This is a genomic window from Iamia sp. SCSIO 61187, assembly GCF_019443745.1.
Classification (GTDB): Bacteria; Actinomycetota; Acidimicrobiia; order Acidimicrobiales; family Iamiaceae; genus Iamia.
Map to the genome: position 1 here is coordinate 5,052,591 of NZ_CP050948.1, position 17,316 is coordinate 5,069,906.

12 protein-coding genes and 1 riboswitch are annotated in these 17,316 nt (G+C 77.5%); of the genes, 5 read left to right on the top strand and 7 right to left on the bottom strand.

All coding sequences use genetic code 11. The features are described 5' to 3' along the window. Nucleotides 1-9: 9 nt before the first annotated feature. The 4 genes from HC251_RS24340 to HC251_RS24355 all read left to right on the top strand — a co-directional run bounded on the left by HC251_RS24340 (nt 10) and on the right by HC251_RS24355 (nt 6,816). Complete coding sequence (locus HC251_RS24340) at nt 10-864, top strand: hypothetical protein (RefSeq protein WP_219943205.1); 855 nt, start codon at nt 10-12, stop codon at nt 862-864. A 128-nt stretch (nt 865-992) separates the two neighbouring features. Beyond that, nucleotides 993-4,550: a BTAD domain-containing putative transcriptional regulator gene (locus HC251_RS24345; protein WP_219943206.1), complete on the top strand. Its 3,558-nt coding sequence runs from the start codon at nt 993-995 to the stop codon at nt 4,548-4,550. A 114-nt stretch (nt 4,551-4,664) separates the two neighbouring features. Next, nucleotides 4,665-5,816, top strand: a complete 1,152-nt coding sequence (locus HC251_RS24350; protein ID WP_219943207.1) for an LLM class flavin-dependent oxidoreductase — start codon at nt 4,665-4,667, stop codon at nt 5,814-5,816. Nucleotides 5,817-5,820: 4 nt separating this feature from the next. Beyond that, nucleotides 5,821-6,816, top strand: a complete 996-nt coding sequence (locus tag HC251_RS24355) for a DMT family transporter (RefSeq protein ID WP_219943208.1) — start codon at nt 5,821-5,823, stop codon at nt 6,814-6,816. Between the two features lie 35 nt (nt 6,817-6,851). Here the strand turns inward: HC251_RS24355 and trmB are convergent, their stop codons facing one another. The 6 genes from trmB to HC251_RS24385 form a co-directional block, all read right to left on the bottom strand. Then, entirely contained in the window at nt 6,852-7,499 is a 648-nt protein-coding gene (trmB, locus tag HC251_RS24360; RefSeq protein ID WP_219943209.1) for a tRNA (guanosine(46)-N7)-methyltransferase TrmB, read from the bottom strand. 55 nt (nt 7,500-7,554) lie between these two features. Next, nucleotides 7,555-8,628, bottom strand: a complete 1,074-nt coding sequence (locus tag HC251_RS24365; protein ID WP_219943210.1) for an ABC transporter ATP-binding protein — start codon at nt 8,626-8,628, stop codon at nt 7,555-7,557. A gap of 38 nt (nt 8,629-8,666) precedes the next feature. Further along, the gene (locus HC251_RS24370) at nt 8,667-10,289 is read right to left on the bottom strand and encodes an iron ABC transporter permease (RefSeq protein ID WP_219943211.1); all 1,623 of its coding nucleotides are present in this window, start codon (nt 10,287-10,289) and stop codon (nt 8,667-8,669) included. 62 nt (nt 10,290-10,351) lie between these two features. Continuing rightward, nucleotides 10,352-11,530 carry a thiamine ABC transporter substrate binding subunit gene (locus HC251_RS24375; protein WP_219943212.1) on the bottom strand — a complete coding sequence of 393 codons (1,179 nt, stop codon included), beginning with the start codon at nt 11,528-11,530 and terminating at the stop codon, nt 10,352-10,354. Then, a riboswitch (TPP riboswitch) is annotated at nt 11,518-11,630 on the bottom strand. It overlaps the preceding gene by 13 nt. Before the next feature lie 32 nt (nt 11,631-11,662). Beyond that, entirely contained in the window at nt 11,663-14,737 is a 3,075-nt protein-coding gene (locus HC251_RS26120) for a LuxR family transcriptional regulator (protein ID WP_219943213.1), read from the bottom strand. A 198-nt stretch (nt 14,738-14,935) separates the two neighbouring features. Continuing rightward, a complete protein-coding gene (locus tag HC251_RS24385; protein ID WP_219943214.1) occupies nt 14,936-15,784 on the bottom strand; it encodes an alpha/beta fold hydrolase in 849 nt (282 codons plus the stop codon). A 68-nt stretch (nt 15,785-15,852) separates the two neighbouring features. On the opposite strand from HC251_RS24385, the gene HC251_RS24390 reads away from it, so the two are divergent. Beyond that, a complete protein-coding gene (locus tag HC251_RS24390; RefSeq protein ID WP_219943215.1) occupies nt 15,853-16,593 on the top strand; it encodes a YafY family protein in 741 nt (246 codons plus the stop codon). 66 nt (nt 16,594-16,659) lie between these two features. On the opposite strand, the gene HC251_RS24395 is transcribed toward HC251_RS24390, so the two are convergent. Further along, nucleotides 16,660-17,250 carry a dihydrofolate reductase family protein gene (locus HC251_RS24395; protein WP_219943216.1) on the bottom strand — a complete coding sequence of 197 codons (591 nt, stop codon included), beginning with the start codon at nt 17,248-17,250 and terminating at the stop codon, nt 16,660-16,662. Between the last annotated feature and the right edge of the window lie 66 nt (nt 17,251-17,316).

The following is a 17,316-nucleotide window of genomic DNA, read 5'->3' on the forward strand; positions in this document are numbered from 1 at the left end:
CCCCCGACCGTGCTCCTCCCGCAGCCCGACCTGACCCGTTCGCCCCGGGACCAGGACGAAGGGACGAGGAGCACGGTCGGGGAGGTCCTGGCCATCGCCCCGGACACCTACGTGGTGCCGGGGTGGTGGTCGTCCCCCGGACGCGCCGGCGGCCTGGCCCTCGGGAGCCTCGTGGTGCGGGGCCGGTCGTGCGCGGTGGTCGACACCGCCCCCGCCCCCCTCGCCGACGACTGGCTCGCCGCCGTCTTGGCCCTCGTCGACCCGGGCGAGGTGCGCTGGATCGTGGCCTCCGCCCTCGACCCGGTGCGCGCCGGGTGCGTGCCCGCCCTCCAGACGCTCGCCCCCCGGGCCACCGTGGTCGTCCCGGGCCGGGGCTGCGCCACGCTCGACCTCGGCGACGGGACCGTCGTCCACGTCCACGAGGACCCCGGCCCCGGTGCCCCGCCCGCCCCTGCGCCGAGCACGACGGGCGGGCCGTCCGCGCCGGCGCCGCTCCCGGCGGTGCCGCCGGGCCAGCTGGTCGTGGAGGTGCGCCACCGGCGGCTGCTGTGGACCGACCTGGTCGGCGGACCGCTCCCCCGCCCGGCCACCGACGTGGCCGTCCTCGACGACGCCACCCTCGTCGCCGCCCTCGCCGGCCGCCCCCGACCGCTCCTCGCCGGCGAGGCGGAGCGGACCGCGGCGCTCGACCTGCGCGTCCTGGCCTCGCCCCTCGGGCCGGTGGCCCGGGGCCGCTCGATCGGGCGGGTCCTCGACCTGACCGAGGCGGCCGAGGCCCGCCGCCCCGCGACCGCCCTCCCGCTCGCCGCCCTCACCGGCCCGCTCGGGCGCGAGCCGTGGAGCGGCCCCGCCCCGGCCCCGTGACACCCCTCCGGGGTGCCGGGCACCGACCGCGCCACCGACCGGCCGCCCCGTCGACCCCCCGGCCGACACCACCACCCCGGCCCGCCGCGAGACCGGCGATCCCGGCCGGGGCGGTACGGTCGGCGTCCGTGGGGGGACCTCCGATCACGGTGCGCCTGCTGGGTCCGGTCGAGGTCGACGTGGCCGGCGAGCCGCTCGGCCTGCGGGCCCGGCTCCCCCGCAACCTCCTCGTCGCCCTGGCCCTCCAGCCCGGGCGGGTCGTCGGCACCGACGCCCTCGTCACCGCCCTGTGGGGCGACACCCCGCCCGACAGCGCCCTCGGCACCCTCCAGTCGTACGTGTCGACGCTGCGCCGGGCCCTCGGCGACCGCGAGCGCGACCAGCCCGTCCTCGACCGCCGGGGCGACGGCTACGTCCTCGTCGTCCCGCCCGACGCCGTCGACACCGTCCGGTTCGAGCAGATGGTCGCCGAGGCCCGCCGGGCGGACCCGGCCGCGGCCCACGACCTGCTGGCCGACGCCCTCGCCCTGTGGCGGGGACCGGCCCTCGCCGACGTGGCCAGCGAGCCCTTCGCCCGCGCCGCCGCGGCCCGACTCGACGAGCTGCGGGTCGGCGCCGAGGAGGAGCGCATCGACGCCGGGCTGGCCCTCGGCCGCCACGCCGAGCTCGTCCCCGAGATCGAGGCCCTCGTCGCCGCCCACCCGCTGCGGGAGGGGCTGACGGCCAAGCTCGTCGTCGCCCTCTACCGCTCGGGCCGCCAGGCCGACGCCCTGCGCGCCTTCGAGCGGACCCGCACCGCCCTGCTCGAGGAGCTGGGCATCAGCCCGTCGGCCGAGCTGGCCGCGCTCGAGGGGGCGGTGCTGCGCCAGGAGCTCGACGCCGCCCCGCCCCCGCAGGCGCCGCCCACGCCCGTCCCGACCCGCCCGCCGACGGCGGCCATCGAGCCCGTCGACCTCCCCACCGCGGTGGCCACGACCCGCCGGGCCGACAGCCCGTTCGTCGGCCGGGAGTCCGAGCTCGACCGGCTCGAGGTCGCCTGGGCCGACCGGGACCGGGGCCGGCGCGTGCTGGCCGTCAGCGGCGACGCCGGCATCGGCAAGACCCGCCTGGTGGCCGAGGTCGCCGCCCGCGTGCACCGCCGGGGCGGGATCGTGCTGTGGGGCGCGTGCACCGCCGACACCGCCTCGGCCTACCGCCCCTTCGTCGAGGCCCTCCGCCCGCTCGGGCGGCGGGCCGCCGGCACCGGCCCGGCCGGCCCCGGTGCCGCCGCCCTGGCCCGGCTGCTGCCCGAGGTCGTGCCCGCCGGCGAGCCGGTGCCCACCGGCGGCACCGGCGACGACCGGGGCCCGCTCTTCGACGCCGTCACCGACCTCCTCGCCCGGACCACCGAGGGCACGCCGACGCTGGTGGTCATCGACGACCTGCAGTGGGCCGACCCGGCGTCGTGCGCCCTGCTGGTGCACCTGGCCCGGGCGACCGAGCTGGCCCACGTCCGCCTGGCCGTCACCTACCGCACGGCCGAGACGACCCTCCCCCACCCCTCGGCCCGGGCCCTGGCCGACCTGCGCCGCCTGCGCCTGGTCGAGCAGCTCCCCCTGGCCGGCCTGGACGACGCCGCCACCGCCGCCCTCGTCGCCGGTCTCGCCGGCGACCGGCGCGACGAGCTCGACGACGACCTCCACGAGCGCACCGAGGGCAACCCCTTCTTCGTCGAGGAGCTCGTCGCCCACCGGCTGTCGTCCACCGCCCCGGCCGACCGCCTGCCCGTCGCCGTGGTCGACGTGGTCGAGACCCGCCTCGCCGACCTCGACCCCGAGCACCGCCGGATCCTGGCCTCGGCGGCGGTGCTGGGCCGCTCGTTCCCGACCGACCTCCTCGCCACCATCCTCGACCGCGAGGTGCCCGACCTCCTCGACGCCATCGACGCCGCCGTCGAGGCCCACCTGGTTGTCGAGGACGCCCCGCCCGTCGGCCGCTTCGCCTTCGCCCACGCCCTCATCCGCGACGGGCTGCTCGAGGGCATGACCGCGCTGCGCCGGGGCCACCTGCACCTCGCCGCCGCCGACGCCATCGCCGCCCTTGGTCCGCCCGACGACCTGCTGGCCGAGCGGGCCCACCACCTCGTCGCCGCCGGCGACCTGGCCGAGACCGTCTGCACCGTCCTGGCCCTCCACGCCGCCGCCCGGCGGGCCCTCGCCGTCGCCGCCTACGACGAGGCCGAGCTCGACTGCCGCCTCGCCCTCGACCGGGTCGACCTGGCCGCAGCCTCGCCCGAGGCCACCGACGTCCTCCTCACCCTGGCCGAGGTCCGCACCGCGCTGGGCGACGCCGAGGGGGCCCGCCAGGTCTACCGCTGGGCCGCCGACGCCGCCCGGGCCCAGGGCGACGGGGCCCGGCTGGGCCTGGCCGCCACCGGCCTCGGCGCCGGATCCGGCGTGGGCGTGCCCATGGACCTGCAGGTCGTCGATCACGAGCGGGTCGAGTGGCTGGAGACCGCCCTCGCCCTGCTCGACGGGGTGGACGAGCCGGCGACCGACGGGCCCGCCGCCGGCGTCGCGCCCGCCGCCCTCCGCACCCGGTTCCTGGCCCACCTGGCGGTGGCGGTCTACGACGACGACATCGAGCGGGCCGTCACCCTGAGCAAGCAGGCCGTCGCCGCCTCCGAGGAGCTCGCCGACCCCACCTACCGGTCGGCCGCCCTCATCGCCCGGCGCATGGCCCTGTGGTGCCCGGAGGCCGACATCGACGAGCGCGTCGCCGTCGGCGCCGCGGCCGTGCGGGAGGCCGACGCCGGCGGCGAGCTGCTGTACCGGATCGTCGCCCGGCTGGCCCACCTCTCCGACCTGATGGAGGCGGCCGCCCTCGACCGCTACGACGCCGTCCTGGCCGAGGCCGACGACCTGTGCCGGCCGCTCCACCAGGCCCGCTGGGACTGGCTGTGCGACATGTCGGGGGCGTCGGGGCTGCTGCTCACGGGCCGCTACGCCGAGGCCGACGAGGTCCTCGCCGCGACCATCGCCCGGGTCGGCGAGGCCCACGGCACCATGCCCCTCTACGTCGAGATGTCGTCGCGGATCGTGCTCGAGCGCGACCTCGGTTTGCTCGAGCGCAGCGTCGCCCGCCTGCGGCCGGTGGAGGGGATCGCCCCCCGCCCGATCTACGACGCCGCCGCCGGGTTCAGCCGGGTCATGAGCGGCGACCCCGAGGGCGCCGCCGCCTGCCTCCGCCCCCACGCCGAGGTCGGCCTGGCCGACGTCCCCCGCGACCACCTGTGGGCCATGACCGTCGGCTGGTACGGCGAGACGGCCCACATGCTCGGCGACGCGCCCACCGCGGCCCTCGTCGCCGACCTGCTGGCCGGGCGGGAGGAGCGCATGCTGTGCATGGGCGGGCTGGTCGCCGCCGGGCTCGTCGGTCGGGTGCGGGGGCTGGTCCTGGCCACCGCCGGCGACCTCGACGCCGCCGTGGCCGTGCTCGACCGGGCCCTCGACGGCCACCGCCGCCTCGGGCTGCGCCCGTGGGTCGCCCGCTCGGCCCTCGAGCTGGCCCGGGTCCTGCGCTGGCGGGGCGACACCGCCGACGAGGCCCGGGCCGTCGCCCTCACCGCCGAGGGCGAGGGCATCGCCGCCTCGTTGGGGATGGCCTCCCCGCCCGAGCCGATCCGCCCCGACGGGCTCGGCCAGTAGCGTCCGGACGCCGTCGGAGCCACCCGCACGGATGGTGCCTGGCACCATCCGTGGTCTTCCACCATCCGGTTCCGCCCCGGCGGCTGCGAGCCCGACCACAGGAGACGTCGAGACATGAGCGAGCGGTTGCGGTTCGGCGCCTTCCTCGGCCCCCACCACACCGTGGGCGAGAACCCGACGCTCGCCCTCCACCGCGACCTCGGGCTGCTCCAGGCGCTCGACGGCTTCGGCTACGACGAGCTGTGGGTCGGCGAGCACCACTCCGGCGGCGTCGAGATCATCGGCAGCCCCGAGGTGTTCCTCGCCGCCGCCGCCGAGCGCACCCGCCACGCCCGGCTCGGCACCGGCGTGGTCGCCGTCGCGTACCACAACCCCCTGTGGGTGGCGGAGCGGATCGTCCTGCTCGACCACCTCACCCGGGGACGGGTGATGCTCGGCCTCGGCCCCGGCGGCATCCCCACCGACGGGCTGATGGTCGGCGTCGCCCCCGAGGACACCCGCGAGCTGCTGGCCGAGGGCGTGCGCTGCATCACCGCCCTCCTGCGGGGCGAGGCCGTCACCAGCGACACCCCCGTGTGGCGGCTGCGCGACGCCCGCCTCCACCTCCAGCCCTACTCGCCGGACCTGGAGGTGTGCGTCTCGGTCGTCGCCTCCCCCACCGGCGCCGCCCTGGCCGGCACCCACGGCCTCGGCATGCTCTCCATCGGCGCCACCCAGCCGGCCGGGTTCGAGGCGCTGGCGTCGCACTGGTCGGTCGTCGAGTCCGCCGCCGCCGTGTCCGGTGCCGCGGTGGACCGGCAGCGATGGCGGCTCGCCGGGCTCCTCCACATCGCCGAGACCCGCGCCCAGGCCGAGCGCGACGTCGCCCACGGGATCGAGTCGTGGTTCCGCTACTACCAGTCGATCGTGGCCGTCCCGCAGGTCGACCTGGGCACGGCGTCGAGCGTGGGCGAGATGGTCGACTACATCCGGGAGTCGGGTCTCGGCGCCATCGGCACGCCCGACGACGCCATCGAGCAGATCGAGCGGCTGCGAGCCCGGGCCGGCGGGTTCGGCACCTACCTGGCCTTCCTCCACGAGTGGGCGAACCCGCAGGCGACGCTGCGCAGCCACGAGCTGCTGGCCCAGCGGGTCATGCCCCACTTCCAGGGCCACCGGGCCGCGGGCGAGGACGCCGCCCGGCGGGCCCGCGAGGCGCGGGCCGAGCTCACGGTGCGGGCCCAGGGCGCCCACGACGCCGCTGTGGCCCGCCACCGCGCCGGCTGACGAGGTGGCGGCGTCGGAGGCGGCTCGGGACGCGGCCCGTGCCACCGCCCGCCCGTCACGGGTGGTCGTCGTCGGCGTGCTCGCCGTCGGCATCGTCGCCGTCTCGGCCTCGGCCCTCATCACCCGCGAGGCCTACGACGCCACCGGCGGCGGGTCGACCGGTCGGGGCCTGCTCATCGCCCTCTCCCGCCTGGCCCTGGCCGCGGCGCTGACGCTCCCGGCGTGGCGGACCCGCGGCGACGCCCCGGCCGTCACCCGCCTGCTCCCGCCCGGCACCGGGGGCCGAGCCGTCGCCGGTGGCGTGCTGCTCGGGCTCCACTTCGGGACGTGGCTGCCGTCGCTGGCCTTCACCTCGATCGCGGCCAGCACCACGATCGTCACCACCGTCCCGGTGTGGGTCGTGCTCCTGGTGTGGGCGGCGCGGGGCCAGCGGCCGTCGGCCCGGACCGGTGTCGGGATCGCCATCGCCATCGGCGGCGGGGCGCTGGTCGCCCTGGGCGACGTCGACGGGCTCGACGCCGGGTCGAACCCGCTGCTCGGCAACGTGCTGGCCCTGGCCGCGGCCGTGACCTACTCGGCCCACCTCCTGCTCGGCCAGGAGGTGCAGGCCCGGGGTCTCGGGATCTGGCGGTGGACCACGGTGGTGACCACCGTGGGCGCCGTGGCCCTCGTCCCCCTCGTCGTGGCCACGGCGCCGGGCGAGGGGCCGTTCCCGCTCCGGTTCTGGGTGGCCGTCGTCGCCCTGTGCGTCGTGTCCCAGCTGGTGGGCCACTCGTCGCTGACGTGGTCGACCCAGTGGATCAGCCCCACCCTCGTCTCGGTGGCCATCCTCCTCGAGCCGGTGCTGGCCAGCGCCGGGGCCGCCGCCCTCTACGACGAGGTCCCCGGCGGGCTGGTGCTGCTCGGCGCCGCCGTCCTCGTCGTCGGCGTCGGCCTCACCACCCTGGCCGAGCGGCCGTCGGACCCCACCCCCGCCGACGAGCCCGTCCGCGCCCCCTGAGCACGGAGTGGGTCAGACCCACTCCGTGCCGGCGGTCAGCGGCGGGTGGCGCAGACGTCGTGGATCGTGCGGCCGGCGGCCCGGCCCAGGGCCTCGTAGGTGGTGACCGGGCGGTCGGGGCGCTCGGCGGTCGGATCGATGGCGAAGCGGCCGTCGGCCTCGACGGCGGCCACGACCTGGGCCGCGTAGCCCTCCCAGTCGGTGGCGACGTGGAGGGTGCCGCCGGGCGGCAGGACGCCGGCGACCGTGGCCACGAGCACGGGATCGACCAGGCGCCGGTGGTGGTGGCGGCGCTTGGGCCACGGGTCGGGGAACAGGATGCGGACGTCGTGCACGTCGCCCGGTGCGGCCTCGGCCAGGAGGCTGCGGACGTCGGCCTCGGCCAGCCGGACGTTGGTCAGCCCGGCCTCCTCCACGGCGAGCAGGGTGGCCGCCGCGCTGGGGCGGTGCAGCTCGACGGCCAGCACGTCGCGGTCGGGGTGGGCGGCGGCCCAGGCGACGGTGGCCTCGCCGTTCCCGATGCCGACGTCGAGCATCCGATCGGCGGAGCGGCCGAACGCCTCACCCAGCCGCTCGCCGAGCGGACGCCCCGGGTCGAGGTCGACGGCGTAGCGGGGGCCGAGCTCGGCCAGCACCCGGACCTTGGCCGCCGACATGCGGCCGCGCACCTTGGTCGTGGCCACCGTGCCCGGCGCGGGTGGGGGCCGGAGCGAGGCGTCAGCGGTCGGGTCGATCCCTTCAGCCTGCCCCGTCGGGGGTGACGGGGCGGACGTGGGCCGGGTCGACGGTGACCTCGACCTCGGCGCCGACCGCCGGCGGGGTGCTGGTGTGGAGGGACAAGACGACGCCGTCGACGTCGAGCACCACCCGCGACGTGGCGCCCCGGAAGCGCACGTCGAGGACCTGGGCCCGGTGGGCGATGAGCCCGACCCCGCCGCCGAGCCCGTCCTGTCCGTCCCCGTCCCCCTCCACGGGGGATGAGGGTCGACCGAAAAGGGTGAGGGCCGCCTCCTGGACGACGCAGGCCTCGGCGGGGAGGCCGAGGCGGCGGGCGTCGTCGGCGTCGAGGACGTCGGCGTGGCCGAGGAACCGGGCCACGAACGCCGAGCCGGGGTCGCGCCACACGGCGGCGGCCGGCCCGTCGCGGACGATGGCCCCGGCCCGCATGACCACGATCCGGTCGGCGACGGCGTAGGCCTCCTCCTGGTCGTGGGTGACGTGGACGGCGGCCAGGCCCAGCTCGCCCAGGACCCGGCGCAGCTCGACGGCCAGCTCGTCGCGCAGCACCCGGTCGAGCGAGCCGAGCGGCTCGTCGAGCATCAGCAGCCGGGGCTCGGGGGCCAGGGCCCGGGCCAGGGCGACGCGCTGGGCCTCGCCGCCGGAGAGGGTGTCGACGGTGCGGTCGGCGAACCCGGCCAGCCCGACCCGGGCCAGGGCGGCGTCGACGCCGGCAGCCTGCTCGGCCCGGCTGCGCCCGGCCATGCGCAACCCGAAGGCCACGTTCTGGCCGACGGTGCGGTGCGGGAACAGGGCGTGGTCCTGGAACATGAGGCCGAAGCCGCGCCGGTCGGGCGTGAGGCGGGTGATGTCGACCCCGTCCCAGCGGACGGTGCCCGCCGCCGGCGCCTCCAGCCCGGCCACCGCCCGGAGCAGGGTGCTCTTGCCGCACCCGCTCGGGCCCAGCAGGGCGACGACCTCGCCCGGCGCCACCGCCAGGTCGACCCCGGCGACTGCGGTCGTCGCCCCGAACCGCACCACGAGCCCCTCGACCGCCAACCCCCCGGCGGACCGGGGATCGGGTGCGTCCTCCACGGGGGGGATCTGATCACGGGTCCGGGTGGGGTGCGGGATCACCATCCGAGGGCGTCCCTGGGACGGAGGCGCTCGATGACGAGGACGCTGGCGACGGTGAGGGCGGCGAGCACGACGCCGAGGGCCATGGCCTGGCCCCGCAGGGCGGCGCCGGGCTGGCCGAGGAGGCGGAACATGGCCGTGGGGACGGTGGGGGCGTCGGGGCGGGCGAGGAACGACGTGGCCCCGAACTCCCCCAGCGACACGGCGAAGGCGAAGGCGGCCCCGACGAGCAGGGTCCGGGCCACCAGCGGCACGTCGACCTCCCACCGGGCCCGCCAGGGCGAGGCGCCCAGGACGGTGGCCGCCTCCCGCGTCCGGGGGTCGACGGCCCGCAGGGCCGGCACCAGCGACCGCACCACGAACGGCAGGCCCACCAGGGCCTGGGCGATGGGGACGATGGCGGCCGACGAGCGCAGGTCGAGCGGCGGTGCGTCGAGGGCGATGAGGAGCCCGAAGCCGAGGGTGACGGCGCTGGTGCCCAGCGGGACCATGAGGGCGACGTCGACAGCACGCGACGACACCCGCCCGGCGTGGGCCACCACCACCGCGGCCAGCCCGCCGACCACGACGGCGATCAGGGTGGCCGCCACCGCGTAGGTCAGCGACGTCCGCACCGCCTCCAGCGGGGCGACGGACAGGCCGGTGTCGCCGTCGGTGGCCAGGGCCCGGAAGTGGCCCACGCCGTAGCCGTCGCCCACGGCCAGCGAGCGCTCGACGAGGACCCCCACGGGCACCACCACGAGGAGGGCGGCGGGGGCCAGGGCGGCGGCCACCGCGAGCCGCAGCCGGGCGGTGGCCAACGGCCGGGGCGGCACCGGGTTGCGCACCACCGCGCCCGCCGCGGCCCGGCGCTCGGCCACGCCCACGGTGGCGACGAGGGCGACGACGACGAGCATCTGGAGCAGCGCCAGGGCGGTGGCCGTCGCCAGGTCGGTGCGCTGGGTGGCGTAGCGCCAGATCTCGGTCTCGACGGTGGGCCGGCCGGGCCCGCCGACGGTGAGGATCACCCCGAACGAGGTGAAGCAGAACAGGAAGACGATGCCGGCCGCGCTCCAGATCGCCGGGCCGAGCCGGGGCAGGGTGACCTCCCGCAGGACCCGCAGGCGGGACGCGCCCAGCACCCGCGCCGCCTCCTCGGTCCTCGGGTCGAGCAGGGCCCAGTGGGACCCGACGACCCGCACCACGACGGCGACGTTGAGGACCATGTGCGCCAGCAATACGGCGGCGACGGTCCGCTCGAGGTGGAACCCGTCGCTGCCGTCGACCCCGACGCGCTCGAACGTCGCCTGGAGGGCCGCGCCCACCACGAGCGTCGGGAGGACGAAGGGAACGACGAGCAGGGCCCGCACCAGCCGGCGGCCGGGCAGGTCGACCCGGGCCACGGCCCAGGCCGCCGGCAGGCCGACGACCAGGCTCAGCGCCGCCGACGCCGCCGCCTGGGCCACGGTGAAGGTGACCAGCCGGCCCGTCGAGCGCCGCCGCACCACGTCGAGCGCCGAGCCCTCGGTCAGCCCCCGCTCCAGGATCGTGGCGACGGGGTAGGCGAAGAACACGGCGAGGAACGCCACCGGCCCCACGGCGACCAGCGCCCACAGCAGCCGGCGGCGCACGGTCGTCACCCCCTTCCCGGCACCCAAGCGCGCCCGCGGTGCTCTTCGGTGCCGGGAACGGTGGGTGGGGGTCACCGGAGGACGATCTCGGTCCAGCGCTCGGTCCACTCGTCGCGCCCGGCCTCGATCTCGGCGGGGGTCAGGGTGAGCCGGTCCTCGATCACCGTGCGGTGGGCGACGTACTCCTCGGGCAGCTCGGCGTCGGGGTGCACCGGCTCGACGAACATGGTGAGCGGGATGTCCTCCTGGAAGGTGGGTGAGAGGAGGAAGTCGACGAGCAGGGCGGCGGCCTCGGGGTGCTCGGTGCCGCGCAGCACGCCGGCCAGCTCGACCTGGCGGAAGCAGGACTCGGCGACCACGCCGATGGCGGGCTCGTCGCGGGGCGGGTCGGAGTAGACGACGTCGGCCACCGGGCTCGACGCGTAGGAGGTCACGATCGAGCGCTCGCCCGAGCCGGCCCCGAAGCTGTCGTTGTAGGCCTCCTCCCAGCCCGAGGTGACCTCGACGCCGTTCTCCCGCACGTCGGCCCACCAGCCCTCCCAGCCGTCGGCCCCGTACTCGGCGATGGTGGCGAGGAGGAAGGCGAGCCCGGGCGACGAGGTCTCCGGGTTCTCGGTGACGAAGGCATCGGCGAAGGCCGGGTCGGTGAGGTCGTCGAGGGACTGCGGCGCGTCGGCCTCGTCCGGGAACGCGGTCTTCGAGTAGTTGAGGCACACGTCGCCGACATCGATCGGCGTGGCCAGGTCGTCGACGGCGATCTGGTGCTCCTCGGCCACCTCGTCGAGGGCCGCGGGCCGGTAGGGGACGAACAGCCCGGCCTCGGTGCCCCGGCACAGGAACGTGGTGTCGATGCCGAACATGACGTCGGCCACCGGGTCGCCGGCGGTGAGGATCGCCTGGCTGACCATGGTCCCGGCGTCGCCGGCGCTGACCACCTCGACCTCGACGCCCGTCTCCTCGGTGAAGGTGTCGAAGATGCCGTCGGAGACGGCGAAGGAGTCGTGGGTGGCAAGGGTGACGGTGGTGCCGTCGACGTCGGCCTCCGCCGCCTCCTCCGGGTCGATGGGCTCGGGGAGCTCCTCGGGCCGGCAGGCATCGGCGGCGGGCTCGGTCGTGCCCGACTCCCCGGCGCTGGTGGACTCGGGGTCGTCGGTGCACGCCGTCAGCCCCACGAGGAGGGCGAGGGGGACGGCCACGGCGGCCGCGCGGGCGCGGCGACGACGGGACGGGACGGTGGTCTGGTGGGACACGAGATTTCCTCCGCTGGCATTGCCCAGGTCAGGTGTGCGGGTCGACGGCGGGTCCTGCCGTCCTCTCAGCCCGTGGCCACGAGCTCCCCGATTCGGTTGTGGACCGACCCTACCCCTCGACGCCCGGACCCTCTACGGCGCGACCCCGGCGCGGTGGGCGACGGCGGCGGCCTGGGTGCGGGAGCGGACGCCGAGCTTGGCCAGGATGTTGCTGACGTGGACCCCGGCGGTGCGGGCGCTGATGAAGAGGGCCTCGCCGATCTCACCGTTGGTCCGGCCCTCGGCCAGGAGGGCCAGGACCTCGGCCTCCCGGGCGGTGAGCCCGAGGTCGCCGTAGGCGGCGCCCGGGTCGCTCGGGGCCTCCCCGCCTCCCCCGCCGGTCGGGGGGCGGGCACCGGTCGCGCTCGGGGTCGGACGGGTGGTCGGTCCGCCGGGCGGTGCCGGGCGGAGGTCCCCCAGGCGGGCCCGGCGGGCCAGGGCGTCGACCTCGGCGACGAGCGGCGTCGCCTCGATGGCGGCGGCCTCCTGGCGGGCGGCCCGGGCGACGATGCCCGCCTCGGCGGAGTCGCCGGCGGCGGCCAGGGCCTCAGCCCGCCGCCAGCAGGCGTAGGCCCGGTGCCAGCGGTGGTCGAGCTCGGTGGCGCGGTCGACCACGACGGCCCACCGTTCGGCCTCGCCGGTCGGGTCCTGGGCCCGGCCCCGGGCCACCTCGGCGGCCAGCAGGGCGGCGGCGAGCGGGAGGGGGAGCGTCACGAGGTGGGCGCCCTCGATCGACGGGGCCAGCGCGGCGGTCGCCTCCAGGGCGGCGCGAGCCGCGGCCCGGTCGGCGTCGCGGCGGCCGGGGTCGAGGGCGTGGTCGGCCTGGATGCGGGCCACGATGGTGAGGATCTCGGCGCGGAACTGGGCCTCGGACCCGTGCGCCCCGCGGTCGAGCACGACGGCGGCCGCCGGCGCCGGGTCCTCGCGGGCCCGGGCGAGCCAGGCGTGCTCGAGCCGGACGCGGGTCAACGCCCCCTCGAACTGCAGGTTGGACTCGCCGTCGATGATCGGGGCGATGCGCTCCACGACGGCGGGCACGGCGTCGGCCCGCCCCTGGCGCAGGTCGATCCACGCCGTGGTGAGGGCGCTGTGGAGCCAGGCGACGTGGCCCTCGCCCTCGACCCGCCGGTCGACCAGCGCCCGGGCCTCGGGCAACCGCCCCAGCCCGACGAGGACCTCGGCTGCGTTGAGCCGGGCGAAGCCGAAGCGCCGCAGCCCCCGCTCGAGGGCCCGCTCGTGGCCGGCGAGGGCCAGCGCCAGCGCCCGCTCGGACTGGCCGAGGAGCCGCAGGGCGTCGGAGAGGTTGACGTAGGCCCGGCTCTCCCAGTCGAGGTCCCCGGTCTCGGTGGCCAGGGCCAGGGCCGACTCCAGCAGGCCCAGGCCGGCCTCGACATCGAGGCCGGTGAGGATCAGGTCGTGGCCCAAGACGTGCTGGGCCCGGCCGAGGGTCGACCGGTGCCCCACCACCTCGGCGTCGGCCAGGGCGACCCGGGCCGCCTCCAGCCCGGCGTGCGGGTCGCCGGTGAGGGTCAGGCTGTGGGAGAGCTCGATCTGGACCCGGGTGCGGTTCCGGCTGGGCCGGTCGGGGAACGTCGCCAGGGCCTGGCGGAGCAGGTCGATCGACGCCGCCGCCCCGCCGGTGGAGCGGAGGACCCGGCCGAGCAGGGCCACCAGGGCGGCGCGGCCCTCGGCCCGGTCGTCGGGGCCCAGCCCCGTGTCGGGGTGGGCGTCGTCGTGGGCCAGCTCGGCCTCGATGAGGGCCTGGGCCCGGGCCAGGCGGTTGCCCAGGACCAGCCCGGTGGCGGCCTCGAGGGCGGCGTCGAGGCGGGTGCGGCCCGCCGCCGCGGCGGGATCGTCGACGCTGTCCCAGGTCTCGAGCACCCGCTGCATGTGCTCGGTCGCCTCGGCGAAGGCGTAGGCCCGTCGGGCCGCCTCGCCGGCCACGACGGACCAGCGCAGGGCCTGGGCTGCGTCGTGGGCCTCCCGCCAGTGCAGGGCGATGCGGGCGGCGATCGCCGGGTCCTGCTCGGCCCGGTCCCGGGCGGCCAGGCCGGAGGCGAAGGCGGCGTGGAGCGCCGTCCGCTCGGCGGGGAGGAGGTCGGCCTCGACGACCTCGCGGGCGAGGGCGTGGCGGAAGTCGACGCCCTGGTCGTCGGCCACCAGCACCTGGTGGGCCAGCCCGACCCGCACCCGGGCGGCCAGCTCGGCGGCATCGAGCCCGGTGACGTGGCGGAGGAGGGCGTCGTCGACCGGTCCCGTCGCCGTGCCCGGCCCCAGCGCCCGCGCCACCTCGCCCACCTCGGGCGGGAGGGCGTCGATGCGCAGCTGGAGGACGTCCTGCAGGCCGGGCGGGACGTCGGTGGAGTCGCACGCCTCCACGCCGGCGGCGACCAGCTCCTCCACGAAGAAGGGCAGCCCGCTGGAGCGGCTGACGACCCGCTCGAGCAGCCGGGGCTGGAGCTCGGCGCCGGCCAGGGCGGTGGCCAGGCGGGTGACCTCGTCGGCGTCGAGGGGCTCGACGGTGACCGACCGGACCGACGGCAGCCGCCGGAGCTCGACCAGCGCCGGACGGAGGGGGTGGGTGCGGTGCAGCTCGTCGGTCCGGTAGGTGAGGACGACGAGGACGCGCAGCCCGTCGAGGTTGCGGGCCAGGAAGTCGACCAGGTCGAGGGTGGACGCCTCGGCCCAGTGGAGGTCCTCCAGGACGAGGGCGACGGGCCGGTCCCGGCCCAGCCGGTCGAGGAGGCCGATCACCAGCTCGAACAGCCGGGCCGGGTCGGTGGTCATCTGGTCGAAGACCGCGGGCGCCCCGCCGGCCGGGCCCAGCTCGGGGAGGAGGCGGGCCAGGTCGGTGCGGGCCGGGCCCACGATGCGGTCGCGCTCGGCCTCGTCGAGGCCCCGCAGCAGGCCCCGCAGGGCGCCGGTGAGCGGGGCGAAGGGCTGGGCCCCCGAGCCCCGCGACGGCGTCGCCCCGAGCAGCCAGGTCCCGCCCGCCTCGAGGACCAGCGGCCGCAGCTCGGCGACCAGACGGCTCTTGCCCACGCCGGCGTCGCCGCCCAGCAGGACCACGCCCGGCACCCCGTCGACGGCCCGGCCCCACGCGGTCCGCAGCCCGCCCAGCTCGGCCGAGCGCCCGACCAGCTCCGACGCGGCACCCGGCACCTGCACAGCGCCCAGTGTGGCAGCGCCGTCCCCGCCCGGCGCCCGGGTTCCTGCCAACCGCCGCGACCTCTCGGCGCCGCCGGTGCGCCGCCCCTCGCCGCGGCGGTGTCGGGCGCTGCGCCTGGCCTCGTCGCCTCTGCTGTTCTGGCGCGACCCGGGGGCGCGGGCGCGCCCTGGTCGCGTCACGACGGTGCCGGGGGCCGCTCACCCGGTGACGGCGTCGAGGATGGTCGCCCACAGGGGGATCACCAGGAGGTGGCCGACGCCGTCGGTGGTGTGGCGGGTGACGTCGACCAGCCGGTCGGCCCACCAGTCGCCGTGGTGCGGGGCGACGACGTCGTCCTCGCTGTAGACGAGGTGGGCCGGCGCCCCGATCGACCGGGGGTCGAAGCCCCACGGCGCGATCTGGTCCGAGACGATGTCGGTGGCGCACCCGAGCGCCCCCTGGGCGAACGCCGCGGCCATCATCGCCCGCACCCGCCCTCGCACCGCGGCGTCGGCCAGCAGCGGCTCGTCGGCCGGGCCGGCCAGGAAGGCCATGCCGTCGCCGTCGCCCACGGCGGCACCGAGGATCTCGGCCAGGTGGGCCGTGGCCGTGCGCGGCTCGGGCCGCAGGGCGTCGAGCATGGCCTGGTGGTCGGCCGGGACGAACGACAGGTCCTCGGGCGACGGCGTCCCCACCAGGGCCAGGGCCCGCACCCGGTCGGGGTGGCGGGCGGCCAGGGCCGCGGCCACCCGGCCACCGTGGGACCAGCCCACGACGGCGGCCTCGCCCACGCCGAGGTGGTCGAGCACGGCGGCCACGTCGTCGGCCGCCCGGGTGATGGTGGGCACGACCTCGGCCGGGAGCGGGGTCGAGCCGCCGTAGCCGGGCCGGTCGACGGTGAGGAGCCGGATCCCGGCCGCCGCCGTGGCCGCCGGGTCGGGGTCGAGCACCCGGGAGCCGGGCGACGAGTGCAGCAGGACGACGACGGATCCGTCGGCGTCACCGTGGTCGTCGACGGCCACGTGGCGGCCGTCGGGGAGCGTGATGGCGTGGGTGGTGGTGGTCATGGGGCGTACTCTGCGGGGGCGCTGGTGACACCGTCCTGTCACCGTCTCGGAGATCTCCCGGAGCCACCGTGAACCGCACCGACAGGCTCTACGCCATCGCCGAGGAGCTGCGGCGGGCGGGGCCGGCGGGACGGACGAGCACGGCGCTGGCGGAGCGGTTCGAGGTGGCGACGCGCACGGTGAAGCGGGACGTGCTCGCCCTCCAGGAGGCGGGCCTGCCCATCTGGTCCACCGCCGGGCCGGGCGGAGGCTACGTCCTCGACGAGAGCGCCACCCTCCCACCGCTGACCTTCTCGTCCCGGGAGGCCATCGCCATCTCCGTCGCCCTGGCCATGGGGCCGGCGCTCCCGTTCGCCCCCGACGGCCGGTCGGCCCTGGCCAAGCTGCTCGCCGCCATGCGGCCCGAGGACCGGGCCGCGGCCGAGGCCCTCGGTGGGCGCATCTGGACCCGGACCCGCCCCGACGGGCGCGATCCCGAGGACCGCTCGGGGCCGATGCGCGCCGACGTCCGCCCCCCGGCGGCCCGGGTCGTCGACGAGGCCATCCGGGACCAGGTCGTGGTGGTGATCGACTACACCGACGGCCGCGGGGAGGTCACCGAGCGGCGGCCCGTCGAGCCGCAGGCCTACGCCCTCGACGGAGACCAGTGGTTCCTCCTCGCCTGGTGCCGGCGCCGCCGGGCCGGGCGGTGGTTCCGCCTCGACCGGATCGACCGGGCCGTCCTCACCACCGAGCGCACCACCCCACGCGACCTTGTCGAGGTGTTCGGGACGGCCCCCGACGACGCCGCCCCCCTGGTCCTGCGCTGACGGCCCCGGCGGGCGCACGGATGGTGCCAGGCACCGTCCGTGCGTCGCTCCGTCGGCGGCGGGCGGTCAGCCGCGCTGCACCGGGTAGCGGAGGTGCAGGGCCCGCCGGCCCGGGACCACGGTCGGGTCCTCGAGGAGCAGGTGCCCCTGCGCCAGCCTGGTGAAGTGGGGGATCCCCTCGCCGAACAGGACCGGGACGAGGCTGACGCACACCTCTTCCACCAGGCCGAGGTCGAGCGCCTGCTGGGCCACGTTGGCGCTGGCGATGGTGACGTCCTTCGTCCCCGCGATCTCCCTCGCCCGGGCGACGGCCGCCTCCACCCCGTCGACGAAGGTCGTCGTCGGCCACCGCGCCGCGGCATCCGACGGCGGGCGGTGGGTGACCACGACGACGGGGGCTCCCGCCGGGTGCCGGTCGCCCCAGCCGTCGGCGATGTCGAACAGCCGTCGTCCGGCGATGAGGGCCCCGACCTCCTCGGTGAGCCCCCGGAGGACCTCCGCGCTGGCGTCGTCGACGGCGAAGGTCACCTCCTCGTTGGGGTTGGGGACGCTCACGTCGCCGGCGCTGTACCAGTCGAACAGCTCGGCGGGCTGACCGTCGGGCTGGGCGATGTAGCCGTCCAGCGACATGGTCATGTGGGTCAGGACCTTGCCCATCGGGGGCCTCCTCTCGTCACGGGCGAGACCGCCGAGGGCCTCGCCGGGCGCTGCTCGCGCCCGCTC